The 14,568-nt window shown below is 42.7% G+C and carries 13 protein-coding genes; 2 read left to right on the top strand and 11 right to left on the bottom strand.

Annotation, left to right across the window (positions count from 1 at the left end; genetic code table 11):
* Nucleotides 1-2 precede the first annotated feature (2 nt).
* Nucleotides 3-701, bottom strand: coding sequence for a 2,3,4,5-tetrahydropyridine-2,6-dicarboxylate N-acetyltransferase (dapD, locus tag AB1I63_09520; protein ID MEW4355069.1), 699 nt, complete (start codon nt 699-701; stop codon nt 3-5).
* Nucleotides 702-870: 169 nt separating this feature from the next.
* On the opposite strand from dapD, the gene AB1I63_09515 reads away from it, so the two are divergent.
* The gene (locus AB1I63_09515; GenBank protein ID MEW4355068.1) at nt 871-1,257 is read left to right on the top strand and encodes an NUDIX domain-containing protein; all 387 of its coding nucleotides are present in this window, start codon (nt 871-873) and stop codon (nt 1,255-1,257) included.
* On the opposite strand, the gene AB1I63_09510 is transcribed toward AB1I63_09515, so the two are convergent.
* Entirely contained in the window at nt 1,243-1,536 is a 294-nt protein-coding gene (locus AB1I63_09510) for a hypothetical protein (protein MEW4355067.1), read from the bottom strand. The genes AB1I63_09515 and AB1I63_09510 overlap by 15 nt on opposite strands.
* Nucleotides 1,537-1,730: 194 nt before the next feature.
* On the opposite strand from AB1I63_09510, the gene AB1I63_09505 reads away from it, so the two are divergent.
* Nucleotides 1,731-1,913: a hypothetical protein gene (locus AB1I63_09505; protein ID MEW4355066.1), complete on the top strand. Its 183-nt coding sequence runs from the start codon at nt 1,731-1,733 to the stop codon at nt 1,911-1,913.
* A 368-nt stretch (nt 1,914-2,281) separates the two neighbouring features.
* Here AB1I63_09505 and AB1I63_09500 read toward each other — a convergent pair whose 3' ends face one another.
* The 9 genes from AB1I63_09500 to AB1I63_09460 form a co-directional block, all read right to left on the bottom strand.
* A complete protein-coding gene (locus tag AB1I63_09500) occupies nt 2,282-2,512 on the bottom strand; it encodes a GlsB/YeaQ/YmgE family stress response membrane protein (protein ID MEW4355065.1) in 231 nt (76 codons plus the stop codon).
* Nucleotides 2,513-2,525: 13 nt separating this feature from the next.
* Nucleotides 2,526-3,770 carry an aminopeptidase gene (locus tag AB1I63_09495; GenBank protein ID MEW4355064.1) on the bottom strand — a complete coding sequence of 415 codons (1,245 nt, stop codon included), beginning with the start codon at nt 3,768-3,770 and terminating at the stop codon, nt 2,526-2,528.
* A 24-nt stretch (nt 3,771-3,794) separates the two neighbouring features.
* Nucleotides 3,795-4,472 carry a LemA family protein gene (locus AB1I63_09490; GenBank protein MEW4355063.1) on the bottom strand — a complete coding sequence of 226 codons (678 nt, stop codon included), beginning with the start codon at nt 4,470-4,472 and terminating at the stop codon, nt 3,795-3,797.
* Nucleotides 4,473-4,643: 171 nt separating this feature from the next.
* A complete protein-coding gene (locus AB1I63_09485) occupies nt 4,644-9,035 on the bottom strand; it encodes a PolC-type DNA polymerase III (protein MEW4355062.1) in 4,392 nt (1,463 codons plus the stop codon).
* A 150-nt stretch (nt 9,036-9,185) separates the two neighbouring features.
* Nucleotides 9,186-9,485 (bottom strand): hypothetical protein, encoded by a 300-nt coding sequence (locus AB1I63_09480; GenBank protein MEW4355061.1) that lies wholly within the window; start codon nt 9,483-9,485, stop codon nt 9,186-9,188.
* Nucleotides 9,485-10,003: a hypothetical protein gene (locus tag AB1I63_09475; protein ID MEW4355060.1), complete on the bottom strand. Its 519-nt coding sequence runs from the start codon at nt 10,001-10,003 to the stop codon at nt 9,485-9,487. Before AB1I63_09475 ends, AB1I63_09480 begins: the two co-directional genes overlap by 1 nt.
* A gap of 453 nt (nt 10,004-10,456) precedes the next feature.
* On the bottom strand, nt 10,457-11,068 hold the full coding sequence (locus AB1I63_09470) for a DUF6287 domain-containing protein (protein MEW4355059.1): 612 nt from the start codon (nt 11,066-11,068) through the stop codon (nt 10,457-10,459).
* A gap of 121 nt (nt 11,069-11,189) precedes the next feature.
* Complete coding sequence (locus tag AB1I63_09465) at nt 11,190-12,560, bottom strand: SH3 domain-containing protein (protein ID MEW4355058.1); 1,371 nt, start codon at nt 12,558-12,560, stop codon at nt 11,190-11,192.
* Nucleotides 12,561-12,681: 121 nt separating this feature from the next.
* Nucleotides 12,682-14,538: a proline--tRNA ligase gene (locus tag AB1I63_09460; GenBank protein ID MEW4355057.1), complete on the bottom strand. Its 1,857-nt coding sequence runs from the start codon at nt 14,536-14,538 to the stop codon at nt 12,682-12,684.
* Nucleotides 14,539-14,568: the final 30 nt, after the last annotated feature.

Raw genomic sequence — 14,568 nt, 5'->3', positions numbered from 1 at the left:
TACTAAAGAGTCCGAAGAGCGTCTTCAAGAGCTGTTTTTTGCTGGGTTTTCTCATCGATTTCCTTGATAATACGAGCTGGCACTCCTGCTACCACGACATTTTCAGGAACGTCTTGGGTCACGATTGCCCCCGCTGCTACGACAGAGCCGCTACCGATTTGCACGCCCTCAATCACTACGGCATTGGCACCAATCAAGACATTGTCACCGACACGAACAGGCTCGGCACTGGCTGGCTCAATCACACCTGCCAAAACAGCCCCTGCTCCTACATGGCTATTTTTTCCAACAATCGCACGACCACCAAGAATAGCCCCCATATCAATCATGGTTCCGCTACCAATCTCAGCGCCGATATTGATCACAGCACCCATCATAATCACGGCATTATCCCCAATTTCCACTTGGTCACGAATAATTGCCCCTGGCTCAATTCGAGCGTTAATCGCCCGCTTATCCAGTAATGGCACTGCTGAATTTCTAGCATCTTGCTCCACGACATAGTCTTTATTTTCTGTGAGTGATACAAGAAGAGGCTCAATTTCTGCCCAATCTCCAAAAAGGACATTGCCGAGCTTAGTCACTGTTTCTGGCACTGGCTGTGCTAATTCACCTTCAAAGGTCACTTTCACTCTTGTTTTCTTTTTCGCATCTGCGATAAATTGGATAATTTCCTGTGCGGTCATTTTCGTTGCTGACATTCGTTTCTCCTTCAAACAATCATTTCCTTGCAGTTTTGCAAAGTTATCACCTATTATACCACAAAGCTTGAAAATAGGACCAAAAAGAAAAATAATTATCTGAAAAAACTGACAATTTACGAACAAAATTTGTTATACTAGAAATAAATCAAGGAGAAAGCGAGATAGCATGGATGAAAGTATCCTTTTTATGAAACAAGATAGCAAGAAACCCTCTTATCCTAACTATTTTGACGCAACAGCTAGCGAATCTGCTCTGCTTAATGACAGTTCTGAGATAGTGATTCTCCGTGAAGTGCGTGAAGAAACTGGCATCCAGCTAGAGGCTCGTCAGCTCGTTTACCACCACCACTTTGTCGCACACGAAGACCAGTGCATCTTTAACCTCTACTGGGCAACAGTCGATTGCAACAAAGACAGCATTACCCTCCAAGAAGACGAAACGACTGACTACATCTGGGTGTCACGCGCAGAGCTAGCTGCATTTCTCGAAAACACTCTCGTCATCCCACGGCAAAAAGAATATCTCGAGCGCTTGTTTTTAAAAGAAAAATAATCCCAAAATGAGCAAGAAACTGATTACGCCATGCACGATAAAGTGAGACAGATGAACCTTTCCAAAGACGAATTTTCCTGCTAAGGGGCGAATCAGCCATGTAAGCACCAGACTTGCCACAACTAGCTCTTTGTGATGACTCACTAGGATACATGCCAAGATGGCTAAAAACACCGGTATTGCATAGAGAACTAACCAAGCCTTAGAAAAACGAGCTTTCATGGACAGTGACGCCAACAATGGCAAGGCAACATACAAACTAATCAATAATTGAAACATCTTTCCTCCTTTTCCCCCATTAAACCATGAGGGTCTAAGTCCCTGTCAAGCACTTTTGAAAGGAAATCAATGAAAACAGGATACATCACTCAAACTTACAAGATCAGTACAGCTGGAGTCACAAAGATTGCACCGACCTTGAAAATATTCTCCAGCTACGAGAGCTGGGATTATCCATCAAAGCTATTAAGCGTATGAAAGAAATCCACGAAACCAAGTGCGGGACAAAAGAACAATGGCTCGAAAATCGAGAAGTTCTCCAAGAGGAAATTGTAGAGCGACAGGCACAAATCCAACAACTCAAGCAACAAATCCAAAGTATGACAAGATTAATCGAACAACTCAATGAAAAATTAGCAGAAAAAGGAATCACATAACATCTTATCGTTGTTGCGTGTTGATTGAGTACGAAGAAACGAGTCGCAGGCAGAACTTAGATTAGCTGGGGACACTATTTCCAACCTCCAGCAGTCTCTCAGACTGTTGGAGCAATACAAGGTAACAACGCAATACATGAACATTAAATGACTATCACACATTCCAAAAGAGGTTGGGACAAAAGTTCCAACCTCGTTACATTTTATAGTTCTAACAGTTTGACGCAGTCTTGTCTAGTTTGTCAAACGTTGATAAATCAACATTCTATCAAAAGAGGCTAGCGAAAAATAATTCGCTAGCCCTATTTCCAATCTTGCAGGGGTGAGGAGAATCAATTTCTTCGAAATCACGATTGAGTCCTACTCCCTTAACTATCTCTTCTCCAAAAGATAGCAAGCAATAACATAGCGCCTAAAATCGATGGCACAACGGCTGTACCTACCACTTGTGGCCCCCAGTAACCAAATAGAAGCTGACCGATCCAAGCCCCTGCCCAACCGAGCAGGATTTTTCCAATACAGCCCATGCGTTCTCCACGATTGGTAATGGCAGCTGCCAAAAAGGCAATCAACCACCCAATCAACATACTTCCAATCATATGTTCCTCGTTTCTAAATCGCCCAATCGCCATTTCTAAAGATTGGAACAACCGTTCCATCCGCACGAATACCATCCACATTCATCTGATTCGAGCCAATCATGAAATCCACATGGACATCTGAACGATTGAGCCCAGCTTCTTTTAAGGCTTCTTCACTGCCAAAATTTTCTCCACCTTTGACACTGGTCGCATAAGCAGCCCCAATCGCCAAGTGATTGGACGCATTTTCATCAAATAAGGTATTAAAGAAGGTAATTCCTGATTGCGAAATTGGACTCTTATCAGGTACCAAAGCTACTTCCCCAAGACTTCTTGCCCCTGCATTTTCAAAGACTAATTTTTTCATCACTTCATCGCCTTTTTCTGCAGTCACATCGACGATTTCACCATCTTTAAAGGTTACTTTAATTCCTTCGATAATGTTGCCGTTGTAGCTAAGTGGCTTGGTTGAGGTAACATAACCATCGGCACGACGATAGTCTGGTGCTGAAAAGACCTCTTCTGTCGGCATATTGGCAATGAAATACTCCCCTTGAGCATTAAGGCTGCCTGCGCTTTCCCAGACATGATTTTTCGGCATGCCAAGGGTCAAGTCCGTTCCTGGTGCGGTATAGTGGAGGGCGTCAAACTGCTCTTCATTCAAAATCTTAGCTTTGGCACTCAAGGTTTCTTCGTGTGCCTTCCAAGCAGCGACCGGATCTTCTTCGTAGACACGACAGGTTTTGAAGATCTGATCCCAAAGCAAATCCACAGCTTCTTCGTCTGAAGTCACATTTGGAAAGACTTTCTTTGCCCACGCTGTTCCTGCAGCTGCAGCCACTGTCCAGCTCACTTTATTGGCTTGCGTAGCGATGCTGAGTGGTTTATAAGCAAGGCTCATAGCACGCGTTGCCTTGGCTAATTTATCCGCATCCACTCCTGCAAGAGCATCTGGATCTGCCGAGCGAACACCTAAGCGACTCGCTTTTTTATCCATCCAGTAATTCATCTCAGCAATACGGTAATCTGGAACATTTTCTAAACGTTCTAACGGTTTATGCAGCATATTTTCACGATTAACCACATCATCCGTCCACTGAATGATAACTTCATGGGCTCCGTGAGCATAGGCTTCCTTGACCAAAAGACGTGCCAATTCGGCTTGATCCACATCAATAGACAAGACCACTGTGTGACCGTCTTGGACATTGATGCCATTAGAAATCAATAGTTTTGCATATTTTGCTAAGTTTTCTTTAAAATTTGGTAATACCATGGTAAATCTCCTTTTTAATCTTCGTTAAATACCCAACATTTCATCTGTGAATTCTTCATCCACAGAAAGGATATAGTACTCTTTCGGTTTTATCTTGCACAATTTTGCAACGATGTTTGTCGGAAATTCATGCAACTGTACATTGAAGTTTTCCACATCTTGGTTATAAGCAAAGCGGAATTGAGCCAGGTTATTTTCTGTATCAAAAATTTCTTGCAGCAAACGCTCCACATTTTTATTCGCTAACAAATCTGGCATTTCATCTAAAAATTGACCAAATTCTGCTGATGATTCAATCGTTGAACCTTTCAGGTGATGTCTAACTTCTTTTTGATATTCCTTGCCCGAAACCTTAGCTACATCCACTATCGTTTCTTTTTCACGATCTTGATGCTTATCAACAAAGCGATTGGCCTTGTCTAAAAGTTTCTTGTTACGCTCTTCATAAACAGCGATATTACTCTTGCTATTTTCCAAACGCTGCTCTAAAAAACGTAGTTGATTGTACTGCAAACTCAAGGTCAAGATGACGGTTGTCACCATTGCAAAACTAGGAATTGCATAGGGAAATGGCTCCCAAGTCTGATCTTCTGGAAATCCAGCTGGTGTAAACGTGCTAAAGATCATCATCCAAACAAAAGCAGCTAAAATAAATATTCCTAAAAAACTTAATAAAATGATAAAAGGATTATTCTTTTTCATATATTCTCCTATTTTTCTTTTCGACAACTCAAGAGTTTTTTCAACACGAGCACTCCTAAAATCGTTCCACAAACCGTAACTAGGCACTAATGAATGGCTGCATCAAGCCACTGAAATGCATATTTTCTTATCGCTATCACTAGCTTTAATTTCTAACTTCATCTTCTACTACTAGAAAAAATCATCAAATAGACTGAGCTGATTATCCTCTGGCATATCCCCTAAAATCCCCATATCATCCATTTTTTCCACAAGGGTTACAGATAAGCCACCTCGTTTTCTCAACTCTGTTTTTGAAAGGAACTCCCCTTCTTCTCTTGCGCGTACCAACTGACGGGCTACGTTTTCACCCAGACCATCCATGGCAGAAAATGGTGGAATCAAGGTATCTCCCTCAATCAAGAACTCTGTGGCATGACTGCGATAGAGATCAATTTTTCCAAAATGAAATCCCCGCTCTAACATCTCATTGACAATTTCAAGAGTGGTGTAGAGGTCAATCTCGACATTACTTGCTTCATTGTTCTTGCGTTTTTCAGCAATCTCTTCCATCCTGCGCTTAACAGCCTCAAGTCCACTTCCCATGGTCTTGACATCAAAGGCTTTGGCACGAATGGAGAAATAAGCACAATAATAGTAAATCGGATGATGAACCTTGAAATAAGCCACCCGTAAAGCCATCATAACATAGGCTGCCGCATGGGCTTTGGGGAACATGTACTTGATTTTTCCACAGGATTCAATGTACCATTCTGGCACCTTGTTTTCCTTCATAGCAGCAATATAGCCATTGCGCTCTTCCTCAGAAATCTTGAGCCACAAGCCTTTACGCACCCTCTCCATGATATTAAAGGCCATTTTCGGAGGCAATCCCGCATGCATGAGATAAACCATAATGTCGTCCCGACAACCGATAACGGTCGATAGGTCAGCAATTCCCTGCTTGATTAAATCCTGTGCATTCCCCAGCCAGACATCGGTTCCGTGAGAAAGCCCAGAGAGCTGGAGTAATTCTGCAAAGGTTGTTGGATGGGTCTCATCCACCATTCCTCGAACGAAGTTGGTTCCAAACTCTGGAATCCCAAGCATCCCTGTCGGTGTGCCGATTTGTTCAGGCGTCACGCCTAGAACTTCCGTTCCAGAAAAGAGAGCCATTACTCCCTCATCATCCATAGGGATTTCATTAGGGTCAATGCCCGATAGGTCTTGAAGCTTTCGAATCATGGTCGGGTCATCGTGTCCAAGGACATCGAGTTTCAAGACATTTTCATCAATATCATGGAAGTTAAAGTGAGTCGTTTGCCACTCGGCTGTCACATCATCAGCCGGATACTGGACAGGCGTAAAATCATAAACATCCATATAGTTTGGAATAACAACGATCCCCCCTGGGTGCTGACCAGTGGTCCGCTTGACACCTGCCGCGCCTTGTGCCAAACGCTCAACCTCAGCATCACGGTAGAATTTATTATAATCACGCTCATAACCCTTGACAAAGCCATAAGCCGTCTTTGCCGCAACTGTACCGACCGTACCCGCCCGAAAGGCATACTCACTCCCAAAAATATCTCGAACATCCAAGTGAGCACTTGGCTGATCCTCCCCTGAAAAGTTCAAGTCAATATCTGGTACCTTGTCCCCATCAAACCCAAGGAAGGTCTCAAAGGGAATATCCTGCCCATTTTTAGAAAGGAGCTCGCCACAGTTTGGACAGTTTTTATTTGGCATATCAAATCCTGAACCGTAAGAACCATCTGTGATGAACTCACTATATTGGCAATGCTTGCAGACATAGTGCGGAGAGAGTGGATTTACCTCAGTAATCCCAATCATGGTCGCTACAAAGCTAGATCCGACAGATCCGCGTGAGCCGACCAAGTACCCTCGTTCATTGGAGCGCTGCACTAACATCTGAGAAGCCAGATAAATCACGGCAAAGCCATTCCCCAAAATCGAAGTCAATTCCTTTTCAATCCGCAAATCCACAATATCAGGCAAGGGATTTCCATAGATTTCAAAAGCTTTTTGATAGGTCAACTCAGCAACTGTCTCCTCAGCCTTGTCGATAAATGGCGTATAAAGATCGCCTTTCACCACCTCAATCGGCTCAAATGTATCCGCCAAATCATTCGGATTGGTGATGACAATCTTGCGTGCCAACTCCTCCCCTAAAAAGGCAAATTCATCCAACATTTCATTGGTCGTACGGAAATGTGCTTTGGGCAAGGGCGCTGGCTGCGCATTTTCCCCATGCCCAATGGTCCAGTTAATCGTAGCCCCTTGACCGAGACTGCGTACGATGATTTCTCGATAAATCTCTTCTTCTGGCTCGATATAGTGGACATTTCCTGTTGCAAGAACGGGCTTATCGAGACGCTCAGCCACCTCAATCAAGCTCTTGATAATCGTATGAACTTCTTCCTCATCCTTAATCTGCTCCTTGGCAATCAAGGGAGCATAGATAGCAGGTGGCATCACCTCGATAAAATCGTAATATTTCGCCACCTCAACAGCCGCATCCACCCCTTTTGACACAACCGCATCAAAGACTTCTCCTTCTGAGCAAGCAGAGCCCAAAATCAAGCCCTCGCGATACTGATCTAGCACCGTCCGTGGAATCCGTGGCACTCCCTCAAAATACTTGGTATTCGACAAGCTGACTAATTTGAAGATATTTTTTAAGCCCGTCTGATTTTTCACATAAATCGTCGCATGCTTGACCCGCGCTTTTTTGTAAGAATTTTCATCAACCAGATCCGTATTCAAATCTTTAAGGTTGGTCACCCCATGCTTTTCTGCTACATCGCGTAAAAAGATAAAGAGCAGGCGTCCTGTGGCCTCGGCATCGTAGTTTGCCATGTGGTGATGTTCCAGAGCCACTTGGAAACGCTTGGTCAACGGTCCCAAACCATGACGCTTAAAGTCCGGATAAAGATTTCTAGCAAATTCCAAGGTATCAATGACTGGCTGGGTGATAATCGGCAAACCATGACGTTCATAATTGACATTCATAAAGCCCACGTCAAAGGTCGCATTGTGGGCAACAAGGACACAGCCCTCGCAGAACTCTTGGAACATCCTAAGCACTTCTTCCAGCGGCTTTGCATTTCTCACATGATCATCTGTAATTCCTGTCAAATCCGTCGTAAAGGCACTTAAAGGATGACCTGGGTTGATAAATTCATCAAACTCAGCAATGACATTCCCCTTATACATCTTGCTGGCAGCGACTTGGATGAGTTTATTATACACGGCAGAAAGTCCTGTCGTCTCCACGTCAAAGACTACATAGGTCGCTTCATTTAGCTCCATATCCACTTCATGATAGGTAATCGGCACTCGATCCTCAACGATGTTGGCCTCCATCCCATAAATCAGCTGAATTCCTGCCTTTTTCGCTGCCTTGTAGCCATGCGGAAAACTCTGCACATTGCCGTGGTCTGTAATGGCCACCGCCTTATGACCCCACTTAGCAGCTGTCGCCACAATCTCTTCGACCTCAGGAAGGGCATCCATCATAGACATATTGGTATGAGCATGAAATTCGACCCGCTTTTCTCCCTCAGGCATGAGATCCTTGCGTTCATAATGGACAACTTCTTGTATATCCTGCACATTCATGGTCAAATCACGGATGAAATTATTCATCTCAATATTTCCCCGCACGCGCAGCCAAGAATTTTTCTTGATCATGTCAAATTTCTTGGCTTCTTCTTCATTTTTAACCCATTTTTGGAGAACAAAGCTAGAGGTGTAATCCGTCATCTTAAAGAGAATCAATACACGCCCAGTCCGAGTGACTTTTTGTTCCACATCAAAAACCAAGCCCTCAAAAACAATCCGATTTTCCTCTGTTTCTACCTCATTCATCGGCGTAATCTCCGCCTTGTCAAGCTTAGGCGCTGCAGGTCTGCGATAGCTAGACTCCTGTGTAAAGACAGGCTTTTCTTCCACTGGTGGAGCCATTTTCTCCAGAGCAGCTAAAGCTTCAAGAGCCTCTTCATTGGCTGCCTTTTCAATCTTTTCTTTCTCAGCTTCAAACGCCTCCACCTGCTGCTGAGTCAACTGATCATTTGCCACTACTTGACAAACCAAATGTGGAAAACCAAATTGCTCTAATTGCTTAGAAAGATTTGGCAAGTGCGTCTTTCTAAAATGTTCCGTATCAATAGTTGATGGCCCCTCAATCAAGAGCTTGCCCGCATCTAAACGAACCTCTAAATCCTGATAGAGACTCCGAAATCCCTGACTCGCACAAGGACCTTCCAAAAAAGCTTCACGGTAGTAGGCTTGCAACAAGCTTGAGGAAACCTCATTGTTCCTTGCTCGGATAGAAAAAACTGCCTTGTTGCCCGTCTTTGAAAATTGCTCCTTCAATCGCTCCCTCAGCTCTTTAAACAGCTCAATCGGCAGAATTTCTGCAAAAACAAAGCGAAACTCCCAAACCCGACTGACCTTATGCACCAAGACTTGCTCAATCTCCGCATGCAAAAAGGCACTTGATTTGCGCATATCAAGTGGCATATCCAGCTGGTTCATGAGTAATTGAAACTTATCTGTCATCTTTGCTTTTCCTTGTCCTTTTCTATCTCTTTATTCTACCATAAAGTCCACTATTTTTCGAGAACTTGTCTAGGCTCTCTTTATCCTACACTATACCGCGGACAAAGTTTGTCCTACATGAAAAAAAGCCAGCAACAGCTGACTTTTCCTTTAATCTTCATAGATATATTCTTCTAAATGTTCTTCAAGGTGAACATCTCTTGGATTGAGTGTCATTTGTTTATCAAAAAAGTAGAGACGGCTATCCTGAGCCTCGACAAGGGCAAAACCAAGTAAGGTCTCATTTCCAAAAATACGAAACATCTGGCGCTTATATGTCGGATTTTCAATATAAATCCCGATAAAACGATAGGCTTTGTAGTAGGCAACGACCTGATGAGACACGTTGTACAGAGGGATTTTAGGAAAGGGCGGGTGGGAGACGGAAGTGGTTCTAGTTAAGATTTGCATCAATGACCTACATCTGAGTAAGCGATATAATAACGTGTTCCATTAGACTCATAGCTATACCAATAATCTCCATTACCTTCTAGGTACTGATCCCATTCTATATCCCCAGCTGGAAGTGTAAAGCCTGCGTCTTCTCCTTTATCCATGTCTGTATAGACAGGGGTCTCCTCATATAATGAAAGGGTTCCGCCATTTGGGACATAAGCATCCACTTTGTTTTCCTCCTCATTTTCCTTATTCGTTGAAGGCGCGGATGTTTCTTTATTTTCTGATTCTCCAGATACTCCACTTGTGACATTTTCCATCGTTGACGAACTTGTCTCAGTAGCTTTCATTTCAGAATCCTTGCTTGATTTAGTAGAGCTGTTTTTCTTAGTTTCGCTTTTGCTCGCCTTTTTTTCAATTTTCACTGAACTAGAAGAAGCTTGACCTGCTTCTTTCTTCTCTCCACCACAAGCGGTGAGTAGAATGGCAACAGAAGTTAGTGCAAACATGGATAGAATTCTTTGTTTTTTCATGATAGATACCTCGCTTTTTTGTTTATATTATAATACCAATTGTGTATCTTGTCAACACATTTTTGAAACATTTGTAACATTTTTGAAATATTCTTTCTTTTTCTTCTAACTTTCCAAGCAAGAATGGATACTTGAGATTTTGACACTCTTTTGGCAAGTTAGCTTTTTTCTCGTGAAAGATGTAATACTCCCACTCCATCCAAATCATTTGGACAGATACTCCAAAGTCGCAGTTGTCAATTGCACTTTTCTCGCCCCCAGTCGTGTCCATTAGCACACAGATAATTTTTCTTTAGGAAGTCCTTTTTAAACGCAGATTTTTGATTTGTTTTACAAATAGTTTTCTATCCATAAGCAACTCGCACGATATTTTCTAACTACATTATACTATTTCATATAAAAAATAGAAAAATCAGCATGAATCCTGTCCTTTCATGCTGATTGATTTACTGATTAGTTTGTTTTGTAGTATGGATGAGCTTCTTCAGACATTGACTGAGCTACCACAATAGCATCTTGTGTATATACTGTTCCACCTGGAGCTGCTACACCGGTAGGCATAACAAGTAATCCTGATGCTCCACCTTCTCCTACAACTTTTGGAGCGATCGTAAAGTGAGCACGTCCAGCAACTACATCATTTGTTAGTAGTTGACGATCTTCTGATACCAATCCGTCATTTGAAAATACTAATGTTTCTCCTTTATCATTTTGCCATGTTCCTGCAATACTTGAAAAATCTCCATTTATAAGAGCATTCACATCAATGGCACTTGCAGCTGCTGTTTCCTTTTTCTCTGTTGCTTCTTGATTCTCATTGTTGCTTGTAGTTGTTTCTTGACTAGAAGTACTTGTTTGAGTTTCTTCGCTTGCTTGATTCATCTCACTTGAAGATTTTTCATTCATCTTGCTTGCTTTACTTGAAGCTTTGGTAGAAGATTGCTCTACTTTTGCAGTACTTGAGCTAGCATCACTTGCTTTTTCTGCTTTATTACCACACGCACCAAGAAGTAGTGAAGCTGTTACTAATACCATTGCTGACTTGGTCATCCATTGTTTTTTCATTTTTAATTTCCTCTTTTCTTTTAACTGCTATTAGTATATCATCTGAAAGAAACTTTGTCAACACCAAAATGAAATTTTTGTCATTTTTTTGTAACATTAGATTCAAAATGTAATAATTCAATCAATTTATCGCAATATAACGACGTGCTCCTGAGTAGCTAAGGTAGCTAATCCATTGATGACCATCTGCATCCAAGACACGGTCATAGTTTACAGTTTCACCTGGATCATAGGTCGCAATTGTCGGCGCTGACATACGAGCCTCAGACTTGATTGGAGATGGTACTGTGAAGCGATAAGTTCCACTTGCTGGAATATTGACACGGGCTGGCGTTGTTGCAACTGGCTGTGGTGCTGGATTTTGAACCTCTTCTACTGGAATATAGCGACGAACTCCAGAGTAGCTGATATAGCTAATCCACTTATGTCCATCTGCCTGCATCACTCGATCGTAATTAACCGTTTGTCCTGCTTCATAGGTCGCCAAGTCTGGCGCTGACATACGTGGAATATTTTTCACACCAGAAGATTTGGTAAAGCGATAAATACCGCTTGAAGCTAATTCTGAACTTGCTTCTTGAGAATGACTGGTTCTAGCTGGTGCACCAGGAGCAATATCTTTGAAGTGGATGAAACCTGTTACCGAACTAGTTGGAATAATACGAGTATGATAATGACCTGCATAATCATAGTTATACTCTTCAATACGAACCTGATCACCCATCAACTCTGCTACCCATGCTACATGGCAGTGATCCCACCATGCAACCGCACCCAGTGCTGGTGTTTTATCCACTCGAATACCTCTGCTACGAGCAATACCTCCCCACGTATCTGCATTTCCATACCCCGCTGGTAGGTTATAGCCATTTGCAGAACTTAAGCGATAGGCTACAAATGATGTACATTCTCGATTATACATGGTCCATGGATCTACAATCGTATCTTGAGCTGCATTTTTCAAATGTGCAGGGTAATCATCTCCACGAAATTCTGATGCTATTGCAGCCATTCGAAAACTTACTGAGGGAACATTTACAGTTTCAACACTTGATTTTACTTCACGCGTTTCAAGATTGGTTGTTGGTTTCGTTTTGATTTCTTGTCTTGCAATAGCGGTAGGTGAAGTCGTTTCGTGTGTCTCAGCAATCGGTGCCAGCATTGCTTTTTCTTCTGTGGCGATAACTGTTTTCTCCATTTGAACACTTGGTGTCTCGTTAACTGTGGAAGTCCCTGTATTTTCAGCTACCCTTTCTACTGAAGCTAGCGCTGCTGTTTCTTCTTTCTTATCGACTGATTCAGTGAATAATTCAGCAATAGGTGCTGTACTGTCTGTTGCAATCACGGTTGTTTGCTCTGTTTTAGGAAGAGCAGGTGCGCTATCTACTTCATCAGCTGAAGCTTGGGCTGTCACCAAGGTAAAGGCTGTGAGAGCAGAAGCTGCAAGAAGAGAGTATTTTTTGAGAGTAGGGGTAGCATTAAATTGTGACATAGACGTTTCCTTTCAACATTTCTTTTTCAATTAGAGAGGCCCGCGCGCGACCTGTCTATTTATCCTATTCGCAGCTTTTACTAAAAAATCAAAAAAAGAGAGAAAAATCTCTCTTTTTGGATTATTTTTGTTCTCCTAAAATACTAAGAGTTTCAAGTAGATTATCAGCATGGACTTCAATCGTGTCCCCTGTCGCCTTGATTTTTACTTCAACAATGCCTTCTGCGGCTTTTTTACCAACAGTGACACGGATTGGCAAGCCAATCAAATCACTATCTGAGAATTTTACTCCGACACGTTCATTGCGGTCATCAGTCAACACTTCATAACCTGCTGCTACCAAGCGATTTTCAAGGTCTTGTGTAAGATCTTGCGCTGCTTCATCTTTCACATTGACCGTAATCAAATGCACATCAAATGGTGCTAGCTCTTTCGGGAAGTTAATTCCCCATGCATAACGGTACTCACCTTTTGGTGTTTTATTCACAAAGAGGCGAGCGTGCTGTTCCATGACTGCAGAAAGCAGGCGGCTAACCCCAATTCCGTAACAGCCCATAACCATTGGCACTGCACGACCATTTTCATCTAGCACTGTTGCACCCATGCTATCTGAATAGCGAGTACCTAGTTTAAAGATGTGTCCGATTTCGATTCCACGCGCGAATTTCAAAACACCTTTGCCGTCCGGTGAGATTTCACCTTCGCGTACTTCACGGATATCAACGAACTCTGCTGTGAAATCGCGTCCTGGATTCACCCCTGTCAAATGATAGCCATCTTCATTCGCTCCTACAACAGCATTATGCACATCTTGGACCTTGCGGTCAGCAATGATTTTCACACCTTCTGGCAGATTGACTGGACCGAGTGAGCCAAAACTTGCTCCAAGAAGGTTCTTGACCTCTTCATCACTTGCTGCCTCAAAGAAATTTGCTCCGAGGTGATTTTTCAATTTAACTTCATTGAGCTGGTCATTGCCGACAAGAAGGGCTACAACTGGCTCTTCATCTGCCATATAGACCAAGGTCTTAATGGTTTGTCCTTCGTCAACCTGTAAGAAAGCTGCAACTTCATCAATTGATTTGCAATCTGGAGTTTCAACGCGAGCTACCTCTGCTTGGCTTTCCACACGGTTGCTTGGTTTGTATTCGTTAGTTGCCATTTCGATATTGGCTGCATAGCCAGATTCGCTTGAGTAAACGATAGTATCTTCTCCAGATACTAACCAGCTTGCCAATTCTGCCTTGATTTCTGCTTGGACTTCTTCTGGGATTTCATCAAAACTTGCCACAGATTTGTCCAAAATCACCCAGTGATCAAGATCTGTGCGGTCAGGTGTGATTGCCATAAATTCTTGGCTATCTTTTCCTCCCATAGCTCCGCCGTCTCCGATAATCCCTTTAAATTCAAGACCGCTCCGAGTAAAGATATTTTCATAAGCTGTTTTGTACTCATCATAAACTACATCTAAGTCTTCGTAGTTCGCGTGGAAACTGTATCCATCTTTCATGATGAACTCACGAGTCCGAAGAAGACCATTACGTGGGCGTTTTTCATCACGATATTTGGCTTGGATTTGGTAAAGATTTAGCGGTAATTGCTTGTAAGATTTGACAGAATCACGCACCAAGGCTGTGAAAGTCTCTTCGTGAGTTGGTCCCAAAATAAAGTCAGAACCTTCTCCATTTTTCAACTTATAGAGACCTCCGTCATAAGTCTCATAGCGCCCACTTTCTCTCCACAAGTCTGCACTAAGAAGAGCTGGCGCCAACATCTCAACGGCACCAATTTTGTCAAATTCCTCACGCATGATATTTTTAGCTTTTTCAATCACGCGATTGGCAAGAGGAAGGTACGAGTACACCCCAGCTGACACTTGACGTACATATCCTGCACGCAACATGAGCGCATGGCTGATAACCTGTGCATCACTAGGCATCTCACGAAGAGTTGGGATTAGCATTTTACTTTGTTTCATATAAACTCCTTTACGGTTCAATTTTTCTAA

It is taken from the genome of Streptococcus pneumoniae, from assembly GCA_040719455.1.
GTDB classification, from domain to species: domain Bacteria; phylum Bacillota; class Bacilli; order Lactobacillales; family Streptococcaceae; genus Streptococcus; species Streptococcus pneumoniae_G.
Note: the sequence above shows the minus strand (reverse complement) of the source record. Positions and strands in the feature narration are given on the sequence as shown.

Bases quoted from the DNA above. Each gene is read 5' to 3' on its own strand.
- AB1I63_09470 (MEW4355059.1), bottom strand. From the start codon at position 11,068: ATGAAAAAACAATGGATGACCAAGTCAGCAATGGTATTAGTAACAGCT.
- AB1I63_09475 (MEW4355060.1), bottom strand. From the start codon at position 10,003: ATGAAAAAACAAAGAATTCTATCCATGTTTGCACTAACTTCTGTTGCC.
- AB1I63_09495 (MEW4355064.1), bottom strand. From the start codon at position 3,770: ATGGTATTACCAAATTTTAAAGAAAACTTAGCAAAATATGCAAAACTA.
- dapD (MEW4355069.1), bottom strand. From the start codon at position 701: ATGTCAGCAACGAAAATGACCGCACAGGAAATTATCCAATTTATCGCA.
- AB1I63_09500 (MEW4355065.1), bottom strand. From the start codon at position 2,512: ATGATTGGAAGTATGTTGATTGGGTGGTTGATTGCCTTTTTGGCAGCT.
- AB1I63_09480 (MEW4355061.1), bottom strand. From the start codon at position 9,485: ATGCAAATCTTAACTAGAACCACTTCCGTCTCCCACCCGCCCTTTCCT.
- AB1I63_09510 (MEW4355067.1), bottom strand. From the start codon at position 1,536: ATGTTTCAATTATTGATTAGTTTGTATGTTGCCTTGCCATTGTTGGCG.
- AB1I63_09465 (MEW4355058.1), bottom strand. From the start codon at position 12,560: ATGTCACAATTTAATGCTACCCCTACTCTCAAAAAATACTCTCTTCTT.
- AB1I63_09460 (MEW4355057.1), bottom strand. From the start codon at position 14,538: ATGAAACAAAGTAAAATGCTAATCCCAACTCTTCGTGAGATGCCTAGT.
- AB1I63_09515 (MEW4355068.1), top strand. From the start codon at position 871: ATGGATGAAAGTATCCTTTTTATGAAACAAGATAGCAAGAAACCCTCT.
- AB1I63_09490 (MEW4355063.1), bottom strand. From the start codon at position 4,472: ATGAAAAAGAATAATCCTTTTATCATTTTATTAAGTTTTTTAGGAATA.
- AB1I63_09485 (MEW4355062.1), bottom strand. From the start codon at position 9,035: ATGACAGATAAGTTTCAATTACTCATGAACCAGCTGGATATGCCACTT.
- AB1I63_09505 (MEW4355066.1), top strand. From the start codon at position 1,731: ATGAAAGAAATCCACGAAACCAAGTGCGGGACAAAAGAACAATGGCTC.